This is a genomic window from Chlorobium sp. (assembly GCF_049593655.1).
GTDB lineage: Bacteria > Bacteroidota > Chlorobiia > Chlorobiales > Chlorobiaceae > Chlorobium.
This window is the reverse complement of sequence record NZ_JBAWHG010000052.1, coordinates 38275-56750: the sequence shown is the minus strand read 5'-3', so window position 1 is coordinate 56750 and position 18476 is coordinate 38275. Positions and strand designations below refer to the sequence as shown.

Annotated in this window: 21 protein-coding genes; 15 read left to right on the top strand and 6 right to left on the bottom strand. The window is 55.1% G+C overall.

What is annotated here, in order from left to right; translation table 11 throughout:
• Positions 1-155: 155 nt before the first annotated feature.
• From WBP50_RS09570 to WBP50_RS09520, 11 genes are all read left to right on the top strand, one after another.
• Positions 156-488: an ArsR/SmtB family transcription factor gene (locus WBP50_RS09570; RefSeq protein WP_423933870.1), complete on the top strand. Its 333-nt coding sequence runs from the start codon at positions 156-158 to the stop codon at positions 486-488.
• 86 nt (positions 489-574) lie between these two features.
• A complete protein-coding gene (locus WBP50_RS09565; protein WP_423933869.1) occupies positions 575-811 on the top strand; it encodes a thioredoxin family protein in 237 nt (78 codons plus the stop codon).
• Between the two features lie 16 nt (positions 812-827).
• Entirely contained in the window at positions 828-1223 is a 396-nt protein-coding gene (locus WBP50_RS09560; RefSeq protein ID WP_423933867.1) for a rhodanese-like domain-containing protein, read from the top strand.
• A 17-nt stretch (positions 1224-1240) separates the two neighbouring features.
• Positions 1241-2302 (top strand): permease, encoded by a 1062-nt coding sequence (locus WBP50_RS09555; RefSeq protein WP_423933864.1) that lies wholly within the window; start codon positions 1241-1243, stop codon positions 2300-2302.
• 169 nt (positions 2303-2471) lie between these two features.
• Positions 2472-2900 carry an arsenate reductase ArsC gene (locus WBP50_RS09550; protein WP_423933862.1) on the top strand — a complete coding sequence of 143 codons (429 nt, stop codon included), beginning with the start codon at positions 2472-2474 and terminating at the stop codon, positions 2898-2900.
• A gap of 4 nt (positions 2901-2904) precedes the next feature.
• Positions 2905-3960: an ACR3 family arsenite efflux transporter gene (gene arsB / locus WBP50_RS09545; RefSeq protein ID WP_423933860.1), complete on the top strand. Its 1056-nt coding sequence runs from the start codon at positions 2905-2907 to the stop codon at positions 3958-3960.
• Between the two features lie 161 nt (positions 3961-4121).
• On the top strand, positions 4122-4838 hold the full coding sequence (locus tag WBP50_RS09540; protein ID WP_423933857.1) for an ABC transporter ATP-binding protein: 717 nt from the start codon (positions 4122-4124) through the stop codon (positions 4836-4838).
• A 31-nt stretch (positions 4839-4869) separates the two neighbouring features.
• A complete protein-coding gene (locus tag WBP50_RS09535) occupies positions 4870-6411 on the top strand; it encodes a hypothetical protein (RefSeq protein WP_423933855.1) in 1542 nt (513 codons plus the stop codon).
• Positions 6412-6426: 15 nt separating this feature from the next.
• Positions 6427-8448, top strand: a complete 2022-nt coding sequence (gene ligA, locus WBP50_RS09530) for an NAD-dependent DNA ligase LigA (RefSeq protein WP_423933854.1) — start codon at positions 6427-6429, stop codon at positions 8446-8448.
• Positions 8449-8461: 13 nt separating this feature from the next.
• Complete coding sequence (locus WBP50_RS09525) at positions 8462-9109, top strand: LOG family protein (protein ID WP_423933878.1); 648 nt, start codon at positions 8462-8464, stop codon at positions 9107-9109.
• Positions 9106-9486, top strand: a complete 381-nt coding sequence (locus tag WBP50_RS09520; protein ID WP_423933851.1) for a VanZ family protein — start codon at positions 9106-9108, stop codon at positions 9484-9486. The genes WBP50_RS09525 and WBP50_RS09520 overlap by 4 nt, the downstream gene beginning before the upstream one ends.
• Before the next feature lie 26 nt (positions 9487-9512).
• On the opposite strand, the gene ubiE is transcribed toward WBP50_RS09520, so the two are convergent.
• Positions 9513-10238: a bifunctional demethylmenaquinone methyltransferase/2-methoxy-6-polyprenyl-1,4-benzoquinol methylase UbiE gene (gene ubiE, locus WBP50_RS09515; protein ID WP_423933849.1), complete on the bottom strand. Its 726-nt coding sequence runs from the start codon at positions 10236-10238 to the stop codon at positions 9513-9515.
• A gap of 10 nt (positions 10239-10248) precedes the next feature.
• The gene (gene hisI, locus WBP50_RS09510) at positions 10249-10662 is read right to left on the bottom strand and encodes a phosphoribosyl-AMP cyclohydrolase (protein ID WP_423933846.1); all 414 of its coding nucleotides are present in this window, start codon (positions 10660-10662) and stop codon (positions 10249-10251) included.
• A 167-nt stretch (positions 10663-10829) separates the two neighbouring features.
• Here hisI and WBP50_RS09505 point away from each other — a divergent pair, with 167 nt between their 5' ends.
• From WBP50_RS09505 to WBP50_RS09490, 4 genes are all read left to right on the top strand, one after another.
• A complete protein-coding gene (locus WBP50_RS09505) occupies positions 10830-11915 on the top strand; it encodes an efflux RND transporter periplasmic adaptor subunit (protein ID WP_423933844.1) in 1086 nt (361 codons plus the stop codon).
• A gap of 16 nt (positions 11916-11931) precedes the next feature.
• A complete protein-coding gene (locus WBP50_RS09500) occupies positions 11932-12942 on the top strand; it encodes a ferrochelatase (protein WP_423933841.1) in 1011 nt (336 codons plus the stop codon).
• A 149-nt stretch (positions 12943-13091) separates the two neighbouring features.
• A complete protein-coding gene (locus WBP50_RS09495) occupies positions 13092-13997 on the top strand; it encodes an AEC family transporter (protein ID WP_423933876.1) in 906 nt (301 codons plus the stop codon).
• Positions 13998-14103: 106 nt separating this feature from the next.
• Entirely contained in the window at positions 14104-14931 is an 828-nt protein-coding gene (locus WBP50_RS09490) for an NYN domain-containing protein (protein ID WP_423933840.1), read from the top strand.
• Between the two features lie 23 nt (positions 14932-14954).
• Here WBP50_RS09490 and WBP50_RS09485 read toward each other — a convergent pair whose 3' ends face one another.
• The 4 genes from WBP50_RS09485 to WBP50_RS09470 all read right to left on the bottom strand — a co-directional run bounded on the left by WBP50_RS09485 (position 14955) and on the right by WBP50_RS09470 (position 18386).
• Positions 14955-15674: an energy-coupling factor ABC transporter ATP-binding protein gene (locus WBP50_RS09485; RefSeq protein ID WP_423933838.1), complete on the bottom strand. Its 720-nt coding sequence runs from the start codon at positions 15672-15674 to the stop codon at positions 14955-14957.
• Positions 15675-15694: 20 nt separating this feature from the next.
• Complete coding sequence (gene cbiQ / locus WBP50_RS09480) at positions 15695-16453, bottom strand: cobalt ECF transporter T component CbiQ (RefSeq protein WP_423933836.1); 759 nt, start codon at positions 16451-16453, stop codon at positions 15695-15697.
• Complete coding sequence (locus tag WBP50_RS09475; protein WP_423933873.1) at positions 16450-17478, bottom strand: energy-coupling factor ABC transporter permease; 1029 nt, start codon at positions 17476-17478, stop codon at positions 16450-16452. The genes cbiQ and WBP50_RS09475 overlap by 4 nt, the downstream gene beginning before the upstream one ends.
• A 107-nt stretch (positions 17479-17585) precedes the next feature.
• A complete protein-coding gene (locus WBP50_RS09470) occupies positions 17586-18386 on the bottom strand; it encodes a transporter (protein WP_423933833.1) in 801 nt (266 codons plus the stop codon).
• Positions 18387-18476: the final 90 nt, after the last annotated feature.

Here is an 18476-nt window from a genome sequence, read left to right as displayed (position 1 = left end):
CTCGGCGGGTGTTTCGCAGCTCGTTGCCTGTATGGCGGACAGGAATGTCCGCCCCCCGTTGGAGAGAATGTTTACGTGACGAAGGGCTGAAAAACAGTTGTCGTTTTATTCTGTTTATCGTATATTTGCGATGAACAAACAGGAGGGAGGAATAGATGCAGAGAACGTTATCGGAAGTAACCTACAATGAAGATGAGATGGCTCTTGCCGGGATGGCCAAGGCGCTGAGCCATCCGGTCAGGGTGAAAATCCTCAAGCTCCTTTCGGGAGAATGCTGCTGTTTTACCGGGGAACTGACCGAAATCATACCCATGGCGCAGTCAACCATTTCCCAGCATCTTAAAGCGCTGCTCGAAGCAGGTCTTATCCAGGGGGAGATAGAACCGCCCAAAGTGAAATACTGCATCAACAGGACAAACTGGATACTTGCACAGCGGATGTTTTCCGTTTTTTTTACCGAGGGAAGTTCTGCGGAATGCGATTGCTGACCCTGGGGTTCGGGCCTGATAGGGCTGGCGTGTTCGCTTTTGATAATCGTTCATTTGCGATAAACAAATAAAAGGAAAGAAAGATCATGAAACAGGTGAAAATTCTCGGTACGGGGTGTGCAAAATGCAGCCAGCTTGCCGATGCCGTCAAGGCGGTTATCGCTTCGCAATGCATCGACGCTGAGGTGGAAAAGGTGGAGGATATCCAGAAAATCATGGCCTACAACGTGCTCTCCACCCCGGCGCTCGTCGTCGACGGGGAAGTGCGCTCGAAAGGTCGTGTTCCCGGACTCGACGAGTTGAAGGATTTGCTAACCAGATAAAAAAAAGGAGCATCAAATGAACAGTGCCGTTGAAGTCTGTCCTACGACAGCGTTGAAAATGATCGGAGAGGGCGCCTTGCTTGTCGATGTCCGTGAGCGTGAAGAGGTTGCCGAAGCATCGTTCGATGTCCCCGGCGTCATGCTGATTCCCTACAGCGAGTTCGATGAACGGTTTCGTGAGATTCCAGCTGACCGGGATGTGATTATAGCCTGTAATGTAGGCGAAAGAAGTCTCATGGCTACCCGTTTTCTCATGCACAACGGCTACCGGAATGCCGTCAACATGCAGTACGGAATCGTCCGCTGGGCGGAAAAGGGTTTTCCCGTGAAAGGCGAATTGAAACGCAAGCAGGGTGGATGCTGCTGTGGCAGCACTTCCGGCAGTTCGAACGGCACGGGAAGCTGCTGCTGAGTAACTCCATCAAGTGAATGAACATGAATCAGCCCGAACAGACCTCCTCCAGCCTGAAGGCCGCAGCCATGACTGTCGTGGCAGCAGTCGTCTGGCTGCTGCTCTACGGTAATTTAGAGCCCGCCGCGGATTTCCTGCTGGGGGTGGCCGGCATCAGTCGTGCGACCCGTTTCGGTGAAGCACTGCACTTCTTCATCTACGAAGTCCCCAAGGTGCTGCTTCTGCTGACAGGCGTGGTGTTCGTTATGGGAGTCGTGCATACCTTCATCTCCGCGGAACGGACGCGGGCCATTCTGTCGGGAAGGCGCGCCGGTGCCGGCAACATGCTGGCCGCCTCGCTCGGCATCGTGACTCCGTTCTGCTCATGCTCGGCAGTGCCGCTCTTCATAGGATTCCTGCAGGCCGGCGTACCGCTCGGCGTAACCTTCTCCTTCCTGATCTCGGCTCCCATGGTCAACGAGGTTGCCCTTGCGCTGCTTTTCGGCATGTTCGGCTGGAAAGTCGCACTGCTTTACATGGCGATGGGATTGCTCGTGGCCGTGGCAGCCGGCATGATTATCGGCCGGCTCGGTATGGAGCGCTGGCTCGAGGACTGGGTGCAGCAGATGCAGCAGAACTGCAGCTGCGGTGCCGATGAAACCGGCGATGCCATGAGCTGGAACAGTCGCCTGTACAATGGCGTAACGCATGTCCGCGAGATCGTGGGCAAGGTGTGGCTCTACATCGTGCTTGGCGTCGGACTCGGCGCCGGCATTCACGGCTACGTGCCGGAGAATTTCATGGCTTCGGTCATGGGTAGAGATGCCTGGTGGTCGGTGCCCGCGGCGGTGCTGCTCGGCGTGCCGATGTACTCCAACGCCGCAGGGATCCTGCCCGTGGTGCAGGCGCTGCTCGGAAAGGGCGCTGCGCTCGGTACGGTCATGGCCTTCATGATGAGCGTGATTGCGCTCTCGGCACCCGAGATGATCATTTTGCGCAAGGTGCTCAAGCCGCAGCTTATCGCGGTATTTGCCGGCGTGGTGGCACTCGGCATCATGCTGGTGGGATTCGTCTTCAATGCAGTCTTTTCAACCTTATGACTACAGGGCGCCTCTATAAAGTTATTGCGCACCCAAATTGCTGCGTTGGTCGGTGCTCGAAATCCTCATGTACTACGTGTACACTCCGGTTTCTCCGCTCCGTCCGCCTTGCACTTTGATCGCTCATCACACTTTATAGAGGTGCCCTACAATACTCAATACTGAATTTATGAAACAGTCCGTGCTCATACTCTGTACCGGGAACTCCTGCAGGAGCCAGATGGCCGAGGGGTTCCTTCGTTCGTTCGATTCCGAACTCGATGTCTTTTCGGCGGGTACGAACCCGGCTGAAGCAGTGCATCCGCTTGCCGTCAGGGTAATGCGGGAAGAGTGGATCGATATCGGCGGCTGCCGTCCGAAAAGCGTCGAGGAATTCACTTCGAGGCCGTTCGACTGGGTCGTGACGGTCTGCTCCGGAGCGAAAGAGTCCTGTCCCGTTTTTACGGGTAAGGTCAAACACCGGGTACACATCGGGTTCGACGACCCTGCGGAAGCCGAAGGGAGCCGCGAAGAGGTGCTTGCTGTTTTCCGCAGGGTTCGCGATGAAATCCGCGAAGGGTTCAGAAGCTTCTACAACGCAATGCAGACGGGAGGGTAGCACCATGGGTATGTCAACCAGACAACTTTCCTTTCTCGATCGCTATCTCACGCTCTGGATATTCCTCGCCATGGGTATCGGTGTGCTCTCGGGCTATCTTGTTCCCGGTACGGCAGCGTTCTGGAACACGTTTCAGTCAGGCACCACCAATATTCCCATCGCCATAGGGCTTGTCGTCATGATGTATCCGCCCCTGGCCAAGGTGAAGTACGAGGAGCTTGGCGATGTTTTCCGCAACACCAGGGTGCTCGCACTCTCGCTGGTACAGAACTGGGTGATCGGTCCGGTGCTCATGTTCGTCCTTGCCGTACTCTTTCTTTCCGATATGCCGCACTATATGGCGGGTCTCATCATGATCGGCCTTGCCCGCTGCATAGCCATGGTGATCGTCTGGAACGAACTGGCAAAAGGCGATACGGAGTACGCAGCAGGTCTCGTTGCCTTCAATTCGGTTTTCCAGGTGCTCTTTTTTTCCGTCTATGCATGGGTTTTCCTCACGGTGTTGCCCGGCTGGCTCGGTCTCTCGTCGTTCAGGGTCGATATCACCATCTCGGAAATCGCCTCGTCGGTTTTCATCTATCTCGGCATTCCCTTCATAGCCGGTTTTCTTACCCGGTTCGTCATGCTCCGCCTCAAAGGCAGGGAATGGTACGAAACCGTTTTCGTGCCGCGGATCAGTCCGCTTACGCTGGTTGCGCTGCTCTTCACCATCGTGGTGATGTTCTCGCTCAAGGGTGAGTATATCGTGAAAATTCCGATGGATGTCGTTCGCATCGCCATACCGCTGCTCTGCTACTTCATCATCATGTTCCTCGTCTCGTTCTATATGGGAAGAAAAGTCGGAGCGGATTATTCCAAAACAGCCACGCTCTCCTTTACGGCGGCCAGCAATAACTTCGAGCTTGCCATTGCCGTAGCCGTAGCGGTGTTCGGCATCGACTCCGGCGAAGCCTTTGCAGCCGTAATCGGCCCGCTGGTCGAGGTTCCGGCCCTTATCGGCCTGGTGAACGTTTCGCTGTGGTTCAGAGAGAAATGGTTCGGAGGGGCCACTGCGGACTGAGCCTTTTTCAGGAGTCTGATCGATACTGGAAGCTTGCGGCTTTTTTATTATACTGTCATTCGCCCGGTTTTTTCTCACGTTATACGTGCCGATGACCCTCGTCCGGAATCCTGCCGGCGACGATGGCCGGGCTTGTAACCGATCAAGGAGCTGTAAATCTGATGTCTACTGAAATTCTCAGGCTCGAGGGCATCCGCAGGGAGCTGGAACTGTCGCGCGATGTGCGCCAGACCATCATTCCGAACCTTTCGATGGAGGTCATGGCTGGGGAGTTTGTCGCCATTACCGGGCCTTCGGGTTCCGGCAAGTCCACGCTGCTTTACATCATGGGAGGTCTCGATAAACCCAGTTTCGGCAAGGTGTGGCTTGACGGAGAGGAGATCACCGGAAAGGATGAAACCTCGATGACCCGGATCCGGAACGAAAAAATCGGTTTCATCTATCAGTTTCATTTTCTCCTGCCTGAGTTCAACGCCGTTGAAAATGTGAGCATGCCGATGATGATCAACGGACGGTTCAGCAAAAAGGAGATCCGGGAGCGGGCCATGAAACTGCTCGACACCGTGGGTCTGGAGAACAAGTACACCAACAAACCCAGTCAGCTTTCCGGCGGTCAGCAGCAGCGGGTTGCCATTGCACGGGCTCTTGCCAATGATCCGAAGGTCGTGCTTGGCGATGAGCCGACAGGCAATCTCGATTCGAAATCCGCTCGCAATGTCTATGAACTTTTCGATCGTCTCAACAGGGAACTGAACCAGACGTTTATTGTCGTTACGCACGACGAGGAGCTTGCCAACCGTGCAGGGAGAAGAATCCATCTCGTTGACGGCATGATAGAGAGCGATACCCTGCTCAAGAACGCGGCACTTTCCGTATAATGCGGTTGTAACCAAAACACTTTTCGTCGCTATGCCTTCCCCAGCGCTCCAACAGATTCGGAACTCCTATCCGCTCGTTTACAAGGCTTTCAGCGACCTCGATGACGGGGAGCGCCATCTGCAGCGAATCATGGAGCTTGACCGGTACTGGGAGGATCCTTCGGGAACGGCTTCCCGTGTCATCAGGCCAGGTTCGGAGCTGCCGGAGGGTGCGGCTGTGAGCGGGGAGTTCGATCTGATCTATGCAGGCGGCACCCTGAGCTTTCTGCATGCCGCGGTTATGGTGAAGCAGCATAACCGGAAGGTACTGGTGTTCGATCGTCATTTTCCTGCGCAGTCCACAAGGGACTGGAATATTTCACGTGATGAACTGCTGCGGCTTGCCGGAACGGGCGTGTTCAGCGAAGCCGAGCTCGATTCGGTGATCGTTCGCCGTTATACGTCCGGCTGGGTGGAGTTCCACAAACCTGACGGGAGCCAGAAACGGCTCTCCATGCAGCACGTGCTCGACTGTGCCGTGGACGCCGACCGGTTGCTCGGCATGGCCAAAGATCGTGTGCTGTCGGGACAGGAGAACAGCGTGCTTGACGGCATGAGCTTTTTGGCATGTTACCGGTTTCCCGATCATATCGTCGTCGAAGTCGAAGATCGCGAAGGTGCCAGGTTTTATTTTCGAGCAAAGGTGCTTGTCGATGTCATGGGCATTCTTTCGCCCATTGCCCGCCAGCTCAACCATGGCCACCCCCAGACACATGTCTGCCCAACCGTGGGTACTATCGCCAGCGGTTTTGAACACGTGGATTTCGATACAGGAGAGATTCTTGCAAGTACCGGTCCGGCCGAAACCGGTGGAGGTGGAGGTCGCCAGCTGATCTGGGAGGGTTTTCCTGCAGAAGGGGACCGGTATATCACCTACCTGTTTTTTTACGACGAGGTAGACTCGGAAAACGACAAAACGCTGCTCGGTCTTTTCGAAACCTATTTCCGGAGACTGCCCGAGTACAAGCAGCCGGGCCGGAATTTCGTTATCCACCGCCCGGTTTACGGCATCATACCGGCCTACTTTCATGACGGCATCAGCCGCACCAGGGTTATTGCAGACGACCGTATCGTGCTGTTCGGCGACGCCGCATCGCTGGCTTCCCCCCTGACATTCTGCGGTTTCGGTTCAATGGTGCGCAACCTGCAGCGGCTCACCGACGGTCTTGAAGGGGCGCTTCGCGACGGCCTTCTCTCGAAAGAGCATCTTTGCGTCATCAGTGCCTATGAGCCGAATGTGGCCTCCATGGCCAATCTCATGAAGTATATGTGCTACAATGCCAGGACCGATGAGCCGAATTTTGTCAACGACATGATGAACGAGGTCATGATTGTGCTCGACCAGCTTCCCCCCCGCTACAGGGAAGCGATGTTCCGTGACGAATTGAAACTCGAAGAGCTGGTGACAGTCATGCTGAAGGTTGCCTTGCGATACCCGAAAATTCTTTACGTGACATGGGAAAAGCTTGGTATACAGGGTTCGCTTGGTTTTCTGAAAAACCTTGCCGGATGGGCGCTTTCACCGACGAAGTAACCGGAACAGAGAGAGATGGAGAGAGCGAAAGCTGCAGAAGAGATGGTGAAGCTCCGGGAGGAGATCGACCGTCACAATTACCTTTACTATGTACAGGCAAGGCCGGAGATAGCTGATTACGATTTCGACCGTCTGCTGGAAAAGCTGGTGGCGCTTGAAAAGCTTTATCCCGATCTTGTGACCCCCGACAGCCCTTCACAGCGGGTGGGCGGGCAGATTTCCAGGGAGTTTTCTTCCGTTCAGCATCGTGAGCCGATGCTGAGCCTCTCCAATACCTATTCGCTGGGAGATGTGGCCGATTTTTACAGCCGCGTCAGAAAGCTGCTTCACGAGGAGGGTATCGAAAAACAGGAGATGGTGGCCGAACTGAAGTTCGACGGTGTCGCTGTTGGCCTGGTCTATCGTGACGGCCTGCTGGTTCAGGGAGCAACGAGGGGCGATGGCGTCAGGGGCGACGATATTACCGTCAATCTCAGGACCATTTCCACCATTCCGCTGCGCATTGAAGCCTCTCTTGCCGAAAAACACCAGGGCCCGGACCGGGAGATCGAAGTGCGGGGGGAGGTGTTCATGCGGAAGGATGATTTCGATAGCCTGAACGAGGGGCGGCCCGAAGAGGACCGGTTCGCCAATCCCCGCAATGCAACGGCAGGCACCCTGAAACTGCAGGACTCCGCCGAAGTCGCTCGCCGCAGGATGATCTTTGTGGCGTATTTCCTTAAAGGTATCGCCGATGAGAGCACCCGGCATCTCGACCGGCTCAGGTTGCTCGAAAAGCTTGGTTTTTATACTGGCGGGCAGTACCGTCTCTGCAGCGAACTGAAAGATATCGAACAGTTTATAGGCGACTGGGATGAAAAGCGCCATGCGCTTCCCTTCGAGACCGATGGAGTGGTGTTGAAGCTTGACGATGTCACTCTGTGGGACCGGCTTGGCGCCACTTCCAAAAGTCCCCGCTGGGCAATCGCTTACAAATATCCCGCGCAGCAGGCGAAAACCGAGTTGCTTGGCGTCGTTTTTCAGGTTGGCAGGCTCGGCACCATCACTCCTGTAGCTGAACTGAAGCCGGTGAAGCTTGCCGGTTCGACGGTATCCCGCTCAACCCTGCACAATTTCGATGAAATCGACCGGCTGGGTGTGCGTCTTCATGACCGGGTAGTGATCGAGAAATCCGGAGAGGTGATTCCCAAAATTATCCGGGTCGCCCTGGAGGAGCGTTCGTTGTCCACCGAACCCATAGTCGTTCCCGAACGTTGTCCTTCGTGCCGTACGCCTCTCGTGAAGCCGGAAGGAGAGGTGAGCTGGTACTGTCCGAACGAAGAGGAGTGCCCTGCGCAGATACGGGGCAGGGTTCTGCATTTTGCCTCGCGCAATGCCATGGATATCCAGTCGCTCGGCGTCGCTCTGGTCGATCAGCTGGTTGCCAGAGGGCTCGTCAGGGATCCCGGCGACCTCTATGCTCTTCAGGTGCCACAGCTTGAAGGGCTTGAACGCATGGGCACAAAATCTGCCGTAAACCTGGTGCGGGCGCTCGATGAAAGTCGAAGCCGCAGTTACGAACGGCTGCTCTACGCGCTCGGTATCCGCCATGTCGGCCAGGCGACCGCACGGGAACTTGCCCGGGCATATCCCCGATTTGCAATGCTGCGGGAGGCCGGTGAAGAGGAACTTTCCTCGGTGCCGGATATCGGCCCCGTTGTCGCCCGAAGCATTATCGACTATTTTGTCAGGCCATCGACACCCGCTCTTATAACGAAATTGCAGGAGGCCGGTCTTTCGTTCATGGCTGCCGAGCCTGAAGAGCCGGTAAACAGGAATTTCGAAGGAATGAGGGTTGTTTTTACCGGAGAGCTTGAGCGGTACGCCCGAAGCAAGGCCTCCGGACTGGTAATGGCCAGAGGAGGAATGGTTACCAATTCGGTGAGCCGGACTACCAGTCTCGTAGTGGCGGGAAATGATGCGGGCAGCAAGCTGGAGAAGGCGCTCAAACTGGGCGTGAAGGTTGTCAGTGAGGACGAGTTTGAATCAATGCTTTAGCATGATTACCGCTATGGAACCGCATTACAGGGTGGCTATTTTCGGATCGGCGAGAATCAGGGAGGGCGACCGGGACTATCAGGATGTGTTCCGGATTGCCCAAGGCCTTGCCGAAGCGGGCTTCGACATTGTGACCGGCGGTGGTCCTGGACTTATGCAGGCCGCCAATTCCGGCTCGAAAGCCGCACATTCGGAAAACAGCTCGATAGGCCTGAACATCACACTGCCGAGAGAACAGGAGCCGAACCCCTTTCTTGACATCAAGCAGGAATTTTCGATCTTCAGCAGCCGGCTCGACACCTTCATGCAGCTTTCCGACGCGGTTGTCGTCGCTCCCGGAGGAATCGGCACCATTCTGGAACTGTTCTATGCCTGGCAGCTTGTCCAGGTCGAGCATATCTGCGATACGCCGATTATCCTTTATGGCGAAATCTGGACCAGCCTGCTGCTCTGGCTGGAAACCGAGGTGCTTCCGAGAGGGCTTTTCAGCAGGAAGGATATGCACATGATTTTTCACGTGACGGAGCCTGATCATGCAGTGAACCTCGTCCGGAAAATTCATGCGGATCGCCTCAGGGATGCTCATGCCTGCAAGAATTTTACGAAATACAGAGTCGAATTTCTCTCATCCGACCGAACTGAAAATATTTCCCCTTTGTGAAAAATATCAAGAGGTTTCTGACTATCGGGAGCCGGCTGCTGCTCGTTATCTGTATCGTACAGATAAGCATGCTTGCTCTTCTGCCGTCGTCCGCCATCTTTCCCGCAACGGTTTCCGACAAGGTTCTGCATGCACTTGCGTTTTATCTGCTTTCCCTGCTTGTGGATTTCGCTTTTCCGAAGACATCGTTCAATGCTTTCAAGATCATCTTTCTGCTCGGATACGGCGGGGCCATAGAGATAGTCCAGTCGTTTTTCCCCTACCGCAGCTGCTCGTTTGCCGATATCGTTGCCGATGGCGTCGGCATAGCGCTTTATCTGTTCACGATACCGCTGCTCAAGCGTCTTCCGTTCATCCGTGAACGGTGGTCTTCCTGAGGCCTCGCGCCATACTGGCACGGGGCTTATTTTGATGCTACGTAGAGGATCGAGGTCTCGAAGGTCATGGGGAAATACTGTGCGCTGCGGAATCCGCTTTTTTTCAGGACAGCCGCAAAGGCTTCCGTCTGCGGAAACTGCTCGACAGAGTGGGGGAGATAGTCGTAGGCAAAAGTCGACTTGCTGAACAGCGCCGCGATTTTCGGGAGCACCTTCTTGAAGTAAACCAGGTAGAGCTTTTTTACAAGGGGATTGCGTGGAATCATCGGTTCGATGATGAACGCATGGCCGCCGGGCTTGAGCACCCGGTGGAACTCCCGCATGCCCTGTTCGAGATTTTCGAAATTTCTCACCCCGAAACCTGCGCTGACCACATCGAAGCTTGCCGTATCGAAAGGGAGTTTTTCGGCATATCCCTCGAGGAAGGCGATTTCCGGATATTTCCTGCGGGCAATGACGAGCATTTCCGGGGAGAGGTCGAGAGCGGTGACCTTCGCTCCCGGGATTTTAGCCATGGAAGCGGCCAGATCACCGGTGCCGGTTGCAACATCGAGAATCCGCGGATCAGGATTGCTCCCAAGCAGTTTTTTTGCCCTGGCGGTTGCCGCAGCTCTCCAGTAGTTGTCAATTCCGAGGCTCAGCAGGTGGTTGAGAAAATCATATGTCGGGGCAACCTCGTCGAACATGGTGCGGATCGAAGATCGCGACTTTGTCTTGTTCAGCGATTTTGCAGTCTCTATGGGTTGGCTCATTGATGCTCTCTCAGCTTTTTTTGCCGTATACTTCTTCGGGATCGAACATGAGCGTATCGCAGATCTCCATCGAAAGGTCGCCTTTTACCCGTCGGTAGAAACAGGAGTGATATCCGACATGGCAGGCGCCGCCTTTCTGCGAGACCTTGAGCAGAAGGGTGTCGCCGTCGCAGTCGACAAGGATATCGTGAATATCCTGCATGTTTCCGGATGATTCGCCCTTGAGCCAAAGTTTCTGGCGGCTTCGGCTCCAGTAGCAGGCCTTTTTTCTTTCCAGCGTCATTTCAAGGCTTTCACGGTTCATCCAGGCCATCATGAGCACTTTCCCGGTTTCGTGATCCTGGACAATCGCAGGCACGAGTCCCTTCTCATCGAATTTGACGGTTTCGAGAAAACTTTTCTGAAGGTCTTGGTTCTCGCTCATCTGCGTGTAATGGTTAAGTATTGTTTATGGAACCATCCCGGAACACGGAACAGTCATGAAAAACGTTTTTAAAGATTCATAAAATAATGGAAAAACCAAGGTCGGAATAGAGAAAAAGTTCAAAACATGTAACTTCCAAGAGCCAAATCTAAAATGCCACAAGATCTATGAAGACCCTACAGAAACTCCTTCCGAAATATACTATCGCTCTTGCCGTTGTTTTTCTTGTTACCGTCGCCTATCTCGTAACCCGGGGCAATACCGTCGATGTTGAGGCAGTCGAGGTTACCTATGCCGAACTTGTCCAGGCCGTCTATGCGACAGGATTCGTCGAGGCGGATGCCGTCGCCAACCTGAGTGCCGAGCTTTCGGGAACGGTCAGCTCTGTCGGAGCTCTCGAAGGGGAGCGGGTTGCTGCCGGTCAGACGATCATCGCCTTTGAAACACTCCAGCCTGCTCTTGCCGTACGCGAAGCCAGAGCTGCTTACGAGGAACAGCTTGCGCTGGCAGGAGAGAGAAAGATCAACTATACGAGAATCAGCAATCTTTTCGGTGAAGGGGCGGTTTCCCGCCAGGACCTTGACGATGCCCGTAAAAACCGGCGTCAGGCTGAAGAACTGCTCGAACAGAAAAAACTGCGCCTGCAGATCAGGGAGGATGATCTGAAGAAACTGACGGTAAAGGCGCCCTTCAGCGGCATACTCGCCCTGCAGAATGTCAAAAAAGGCGATTATGTCACGGCCAATACCATTGTCGCAAGAGTTATCGATACGACAGGGTATGTGGTCAATGTCGAAGTGGATGAACTTGATGTTCCGCGTATCCGAACCGGGCAGAAAGCGGCGATTGTGCTCGATGCCATGCCTGACCGGCGCTTTGGGGCCGTAGTCTCCCGTGTTGTGCCCCAGACCGACACCGTCACGAAAACATCGAAGGTTTATCTGCGTTTTTCGGAACCGGTCAGTGGTGTCCAGGCCGGAATGACGGCAACGGCCAACATCATCTACAACAGGAAACCCCGAACACTGCTGGTAAGAAAAAGTTCGGTGTTCGACGAGAACCATGTCAGCTATGTCTGGAAAATCGAGAACGGCGAACTGAAGAAACAGCCGCTTAAAACCGGCGCCGGAGATCTTGCCTTTGTCGAGGTTCTCGAAGGTCTCAGAAAAGGCGACAAGGTTGTCCCTGTTCCCGAGGAGCGATTCAGGGAAGGTATGGATGCCCGGGTCGTCACGGGCAGTGACAGGCATTGAACCTCAAGACCACGGTATGGAGGAACCTAAAAAAATAGCGGTTATTCTGGCGGCTCACGGTGAGGCTGAAAGTGCGGGGTTCAGGGAGAATTACCTGGTCAGCCGCCGGACGCTGGCGCATGCATCAACGGTCATGGCCGTTCCGCCTGTCCTGCAAACCGGGATTTCACTGCTCTCCACGCTGAAGAAAAAACTGCGACCGGCAGCAACCGGATCGCCTCATAACAGGATTACCCGTCAGCAGGCTGAACTCCTGCAGCGCTATCTCGATGCATGTTTTCACGACAGCGGCCTGTCCTTTGCTGTGCATGCGGCTTTTTCCGCTTCCGATCCCGCCATAGAAGGGGTGATCGATGCAACGTCGCATTACGATGGCCGTATTCTCGTTTCCATGTCGCCGGCCGATAACGAACTGACCTGCGGTCAGCTCTGCCGCTACCTTGCAGAGAAGCGGGAGGAGGACGACCTGAGCCGGGTGAAGGTGCTCGGCAGGTTCTGGTGCGATCCTGTGCTTTACGGTCTCTGTACCTCCCATATCGCAGCCGAGAGTGCTTCGCACGGGTTGCAGCGCAGCGAGGCCAACGCCCTGCTTCTGCTCTTTCACGGTACGCTGGTTAGCGACAGCAAGGGGGAGCCGCCCCGATTCCGTACCGGCCACCATGAAACCGCCCATTTTGCTCAGCAGCTGACCGCAGCAATAGAACGAGACGCAACGCATCCCTGGGGTCGGGTTATGACCGCCTATCTCAATCACGATGTCGGGGGAGAGTGGACCAAACCCTCTTTCGATGAGGTCGCAGGGCAGCTTCGCCGTTCCGGTGTCGCCAATGTCGCCCTGTTCGCCGCAGGATATTTTGCGGACGGCAATGAAACCATTCACCGCGCAGGGGAGCTGCTCCGCATGATGTCGTCTTCCTGCGCCGTGCGAACCATTCCCTGCCTGAATGCGTCTCCGGCCTTTACCCGTTATCTCGGACAGCGAGTTGCCGGAGCGGTCTCGCAGCTGCTCTGCCGTCCGTTTCCATAAGGGGGTCCGGTTTCATGTTTGAGCCCGATGCGATCGTTTTTCCCGCATCGGGCGCATTTCCGGCGATTTCTTCGCCGTGTTTTCCGGCGAACGTGACCGGTCATTCCGGCGGCGAAATGGTTAGCTCATTTATCGAACCCCTTTTCAGTATGCAGAATCTCGTTCTTCTTTTTGTCTGTTTTCTTGCCGGGGTTCTTCTGCGGAGCCTGAAACGGCTTCCGTCGGAAACGCCGGCGGTGCTGAATGGTTTTATTATCCATGTTTCCCTTCCTGCGCTTGCCCTGCTCTATCTCCACGATCTGGAACTCACGGCGGAAGTGTTTGTGCTTGCCGCCATGCCATGGATTCATTTCTGCCTTGCGCTCGTGATTTTTCCGCTGCTTGGCAGATTGTTGCAACTTCCCCGGATGACCGTCGGAGCGCTTATTCTTACCGGAGGCCTCGGCAACACCTCCTTTGTCGGTTTGCCGATGATCGAAGCCTATTTCGGCAGGGAGGCTCTGGTGCACGGCATTGTCGTCGATCAGCTCGGTTCTTTTATGGTGCTCTCGACCCTTGGCATCGTCACTGCCGGTATCTACTCGAGCGGAAAGCCTCCGGCAAGGGTGATCCTGCAGAGGATTCTTACGTTTCCTCCCTTTCTATCCATGGTGGCAGCGGTTCTTCTGATGCCGTTCGACTATCCGGAATGGTTCAGTCTTCTGCTCGGACGCCTGGGCGATACCCTCGCTCCGCTTGCCCTGCTCTCTGTAGGTTACCAACTGCACCCAGGGCATCTGTCAGGCAATATCCGGAATCTCACTCTCGGCCTGTCGTTCAAACTGCTTGCAGCTCCTCTGCTGCTCAGTCTGCTCTATCTGGGCATTTTCGGCCTGTCGGGCCTGCCGGTAAGAGTTACGCTGTTCGAAGCCGCCATGCCGCCAATGATCACGGCCGGCATCATTGCCACCGAACACGGCATCAATCCGTCTCTTGCTTCGATGATGGTTGCCCTTGGCATTCTGGTTTCCTTTTTTACGCTCGCTTTCTGGGGTTTTCTTTTGGAAGGCGTATAGCCGTTACCGGGCTCTTGAAATGGTTAATGCTCTTCCTGTGTTCTTGTTTCTGTTTCCCGCAGCTATGGGGAACAAGCTTGAGGAGAGGGAACAACTATAATCGGGCATGCAGAAAGCCGCGCTTTTTATCGATGGGGCCAATCTTTTCTTTACGCAGCGCCATCTTGGATGGCAGATAGATTTCTCCCGTCTCATGAACTATTTCACGAACCGTTACCATGTGGCATCGGTGCGTTATTACGTGCCCTCGACCGATCCTCCTTCCGAGGATCAGAGTGCATTCAACAGGGTTCTTCTGACTCATGGTTTCGAGATTATCTCCAAACCGGTAAAAAAGATCGTCAATAAAGAGACCGGAGAGGTTGTCATGAAAGGCAATCTCGATATCGAGCTTGCCGTTGATGCCATGCTGACCGAGAGTATCTACGACCGGTTTATCCTCTTCAGTGGCGACAGCGATTTTTTGCCGTTGCTCAGGGCGCTGCAGCTGAAAGGAAAAACGGTTTCCGTCTATTCGACCAGGGGAATAAGCTCCCGTGAACTCTACAGCGGGCCGGATATCGATTTTCATGATCTTGCCCTTATGGGAAAAGAGATCGGCCAGTCGGAACCGGGAGGCGGCGCTGCAGGTCAGGAGCATGGTTATACAAGGCTTCCGGAAGCAGGGGAGCGCTTTACCGGTTCGGTGCTTTCCGTCAAGGCCTACGGCATATTTCTTGTCAATCCCTTCCATGTCAAATGTCTGCTTCCGCTGAGTTTTCTCGGGGTGACGAAGCGCATCGCCGATCTTTCCTCGATTGTGAAAATGGATGACCGTTTCGAAGTGACTGTCTTTGCAGTCGATACCGCTCATGATGTTCCCCAGATCACGGTCAAGCTTTCGAGCAAGATCATGTCGGAAGAGCTCGAAAGACGGGTAACGGCGCTGGCCTGAAGTTTCCTGAGCCGTTTTCCCCGTTACTTCTGCATCCTCAGCGGCAGCTCCAGGCCGTTTGCCTCAAGCAGATTCCGGTCACCCAGCAGCTCCTTTGCAGGACCTTGCGCAACTATGCGCCCTTCCGCCATGACATAGACACGGCTGCAGGTTTCCCAGATAAAGTCAAGGTCGTGTGAAACCGTAACTCTTGTTGCCTGCAGGTCTCTGACGAGCGAGATGAGCCTTTTACGGTTGCGCGGATCGAGGTCCGAAGTGGGTTCATCCATAACCAGCACCGAGGGGTGCATCACCAGCACGGCGGCGAATGCCGCAAACCGTTTCTGTCCCTGCGAGAGTTTCGAAGGAGGTTTGTCGCGCAGTTCCCACAGTCCGAAATCCCTCAGGAGTTTTTCGCTCTCCTCCGCGCTTCGCTCTGGATCCAGACCGAGGTTTTTCGGACCGAACATGATATCGTCGTAGAGCCGGGCCATGAAAAGCTGGTCGTCCGGGCTCTGGAAAACCAGTCCGGCCAGTTTTCTGATGCGCTCCAGGTTTTTTTTTCTGACTTCAACCCCGTCGATGGTGATCTTGCCTGACTGAGGCAGATACCAGCCGTTCAGATGGTTGACCAGCGTTGATTTTCCTGCACCGTTGGCGCCCACAATACCGACAGAATCTCCAGCCGTGACCGTGAGCGAGACATTGCGCAGCGCTCTTGTTCCGTCGGGGTAGGAAAAACTGACCTGTTCGACTGTAATCATTCCGGTTTACTTCTATTCTGTTACGGGGCGAACAGCACTCTTACCGCGGCAAAACAGATGAGTGCGGCCGTGATGGCAGCCGTGTCTGTTGCTGTAAAAGGTTTTTTCTGTTCCATAGAGAGGCTGTGCCTGAATCCCCTGGCGCACATGGCCATATATATCCTCTCGGCTCTCGATGTTGTTCTCAGAAGCAGTGATCCGATCAGTTGCGCCGTGCTGAAAAGGTCATTTCCCCTGCCGCCGAATGAACGCAGATCCCGGGCTTTCCGGAGTGAACGGGCTTCGGGGACGAGCAGAAAACTGTAACGGTATACCAGCTGCAGCTGGGTTACAAAAACTTCCGGAACCCCGAAAGAGCGCAGGGCGCTTCCGAAACGATGGAATGGCGTGCAGAGGGAGAACGCATGCATGGCGCCGAGAGCGACAAACGTTTTGGCTACGATTACACTTCCTGAAACCATCCCTCCGGTTATCGTGAAACTTCCTGCGGCGGAAAAAGGGGTGCGGTCGAAATAAAGGTTTCCCGCCGCCATGAAGAGCACGAAAGGGGAGAGCCGAAGCAGCCTTTTTGCGATGGGGCGCAGCGGAATGCCGGCTGCGGTTATGAAGAAAACCGGGAAGGAGCCGTAGGCTATCACTGCCGGAAGGTTATGCTTCGGGACGGAAACAACGAACATGATGAACAGGGCAAGGATGCCCAGCGAAGCCTGGTCTCCTGCCGGGAGGTTGCCGGACGCTTCCGGAACATCCCTCTGTTCTGTTGCCGTTCCGAAACTCATGGAGAACACTCCTCGTGCTGCGGTTTTTTCCGGAGCAGCAGACCGGCGCTTCCTGCGACGAGCAGCACCAGAAGGCTTCCCGCAATGCCGGATAGTGTTGTGCCTGTATTGACCGGATTGTCAGCGGCCGGTGTCGTTTCCGGCTGCCCGGCCGGAGTCCTGAAGCCGTAATCGGGCAGGAAGGCAAGACGCTGCTGTATCGAGGCGAGAGCCTGGTGAACCGTAGCCGCGTTGCCCTGAAGCTCCTCCTTTCCGGATACTCTGGCCATCGACCATTCCAGACCGTCAGGCTGTGACGATGCAAACCACGAGAGGACCCCTCCGACGGCCAGTGTCGTGATGATGAATGCCTGGAAAATGAATGCCGGTTTGCCGCTCGGCTGCGACTGCATCGAGAGCAGTGCCGGTTCGGTTTTTGCCACGAACAGCAGGACAGCCATGGTGACAAGGCCTTCGACAATACCGATGGCAAGATGTATCGGGAGCATGAAGAGCACGAAGGTGCCGAAAGGCAGTTCACTGATGCCCGACAGCGTGGTCTGGATGACGACGGAAAACGCACCCATCAGAAGTCCGGCCGTCGCGGCGGTGATGCTTGCGGTGGCAATTCTTCCTGCAGAGAGAGAGTTGCCGGCAATGACCCGGTAGAGAAACGGATAGGCGATGAATGCCGGGAAAAACGCAAGATTGAAAATATTGCATCCCAGGGCCAGGAGGCCGCCGTCGGCAAAGAACAGCGACTGGACGACCAGCACCGATGCCAGGGCCAGCAGGGCGCGGTAGGGGCCGAGGAGCACCGTCAGGAGCAGTCCTCCGCCGAGGTGTCCGCTGGACCCGGTGCCGGGAATCGTGAAGTTGATCATCTGCGCGGCAAAGACAAAGGCCCCGAGAACTCCCATCAGAGGGGTTTTCACGCCGTCTGGTTCATGAGCGATTTTTTTTGCGCTCCAGGCGATGAGGGCGCCGCTTGCAACCCAGAACGTCCCCCCGATTGCGGGCGAGAGCAGAGCATCCGACATATGCATGGTTTTTCCTCCGGTGGTTGGCGGGCTGCCCGGCAGGGTCATCCCTTTTTATTGACAAGGTACGTTTTCGATGCGGATCGGCGGTTTTATCGGCTGACCTGCCCTTTTCAGAATCTCGACGCCAGGCCGACCAGAAGCGCGCTGTCGGTTTCGGCATCGTTCAGACCGCATTTCAGGCCGATGTCGAGATCAAGGTTTTCGGAAACGCTGTAGATGAGCCCTCCGATGAGAAATACCGGATGCGTGTTGCCGGTTACGTCCTCGCAGGTTTCAACGCCGATATCGGCAACCGAGCGCAGACGGTCGGTCATGTTGATCTCTGCGGCAATTGACGCATGCCAGATGTCATCGCGCGATGCCGCGTCATCGTCATCGTTTTTATAGTTGTTGCGGCTGTAGCCGACATTGGCGTGCAGTGCCCCGAAGTCCCCTTCATGGGTTGCTATCAGCGTGATGCCGGGTGAGAACTCACCGCTTCCGAAACCCTGCTGCTCGTCGCCTGTTGGAACGGAAATGCCAGGTTTAACGGCAAAGCTGAGCCCGTTCTCTTTATTTTCATAGATTCTCAGCTTGATTTCAAGACTCATGTCGCCGATACCGCTGTCATCGGCAACCCTCAGGCCGTTTTCCCTCACGGAGTACCAGGAGAAGGGAATGCCGACGACGAGATCGATATTTTCTGCGAGTCCGCAGGAGAGAGCCAGAGCTGTTTCTCCGGTGTCCTCCTTCACGTTCACTCCGCCGTCATCCGTTCTGTTCCATGCGAATTCACTGTTCACTTCGATCTGGAATTTCCCTTTTCCCTGGGTTCCGGTGTCGTCGGTAATGAGCGGATGAGCTCCGAAAACAGGTGCTGCCGAGAGCATCGAAGCTGCAGTAACTGTAACAAGAGTGATTTTTTTCAACACAGGCGCTCCGGTTAAGGTTGATGGTGGTAGCACAAAAATACGATTTGTGTTACGAATCGCCAACAACAATTGTTAATAACCGGATTCGGG

Coding starts and splice junctions, on each gene's coding strand:
- WBP50_RS09570 (WP_423933870.1), top strand. CDS start 156: ATGCAGAGAACGTTATCGGAAGTAACCTACAATGAAGATGAGATGGCT.
- WBP50_RS09565 (WP_423933869.1), top strand. CDS start 575: ATGAAACAGGTGAAAATTCTCGGTACGGGGTGTGCAAAATGCAGCCAG.
- WBP50_RS09560 (WP_423933867.1), top strand. CDS start 828: ATGAACAGTGCCGTTGAAGTCTGTCCTACGACAGCGTTGAAAATGATC.
- WBP50_RS09555 (WP_423933864.1), top strand. CDS start 1,241: ATGAACATGAATCAGCCCGAACAGACCTCCTCCAGCCTGAAGGCCGCA.
- WBP50_RS09550 (WP_423933862.1), top strand. CDS start 2,472: ATGAAACAGTCCGTGCTCATACTCTGTACCGGGAACTCCTGCAGGAGC.
- arsB (WP_423933860.1), top strand. CDS start 2,905: ATGGGTATGTCAACCAGACAACTTTCCTTTCTCGATCGCTATCTCACG.
- WBP50_RS09540 (WP_423933857.1), top strand. CDS start 4,122: ATGTCTACTGAAATTCTCAGGCTCGAGGGCATCCGCAGGGAGCTGGAA.
- WBP50_RS09535 (WP_423933855.1), top strand. CDS start 4,870: ATGCCTTCCCCAGCGCTCCAACAGATTCGGAACTCCTATCCGCTCGTT.
- ligA (WP_423933854.1), top strand. CDS start 6,427: ATGGAGAGAGCGAAAGCTGCAGAAGAGATGGTGAAGCTCCGGGAGGAG.
- WBP50_RS09525 (WP_423933878.1), top strand. CDS start 8,462: ATGGAACCGCATTACAGGGTGGCTATTTTCGGATCGGCGAGAATCAGG.
- ubiE (WP_423933849.1), bottom strand. CDS start 10,238: ATGAGCCAACCCATAGAGACTGCAAAATCGCTGAACAAGACAAAGTCG.
- hisI (WP_423933846.1), bottom strand. CDS start 10,662: ATGAGCGAGAACCAAGACCTTCAGAAAAGTTTTCTCGAAACCGTCAAA.
- WBP50_RS09505 (WP_423933844.1), top strand. CDS start 10,830: ATGAAGACCCTACAGAAACTCCTTCCGAAATATACTATCGCTCTTGCC.
- WBP50_RS09500 (WP_423933841.1), top strand. CDS start 11,932: ATGGAGGAACCTAAAAAAATAGCGGTTATTCTGGCGGCTCACGGTGAG.
- WBP50_RS09495 (WP_423933876.1), top strand. CDS start 13,092: ATGCAGAATCTCGTTCTTCTTTTTGTCTGTTTTCTTGCCGGGGTTCTT.
- WBP50_RS09490 (WP_423933840.1), top strand. CDS start 14,104: ATGCAGAAAGCCGCGCTTTTTATCGATGGGGCCAATCTTTTCTTTACG.
- WBP50_RS09485 (WP_423933838.1), bottom strand. CDS start 15,674: ATGATTACAGTCGAACAGGTCAGTTTTTCCTACCCCGACGGAACAAGA.
- cbiQ (WP_423933836.1), bottom strand. CDS start 16,453: ATGAGTTTCGGAACGGCAACAGAACAGAGGGATGTTCCGGAAGCGTCC.
- WBP50_RS09475 (WP_423933873.1), bottom strand. CDS start 17,478: ATGCATATGTCGGATGCTCTGCTCTCGCCCGCAATCGGGGGGACGTTC.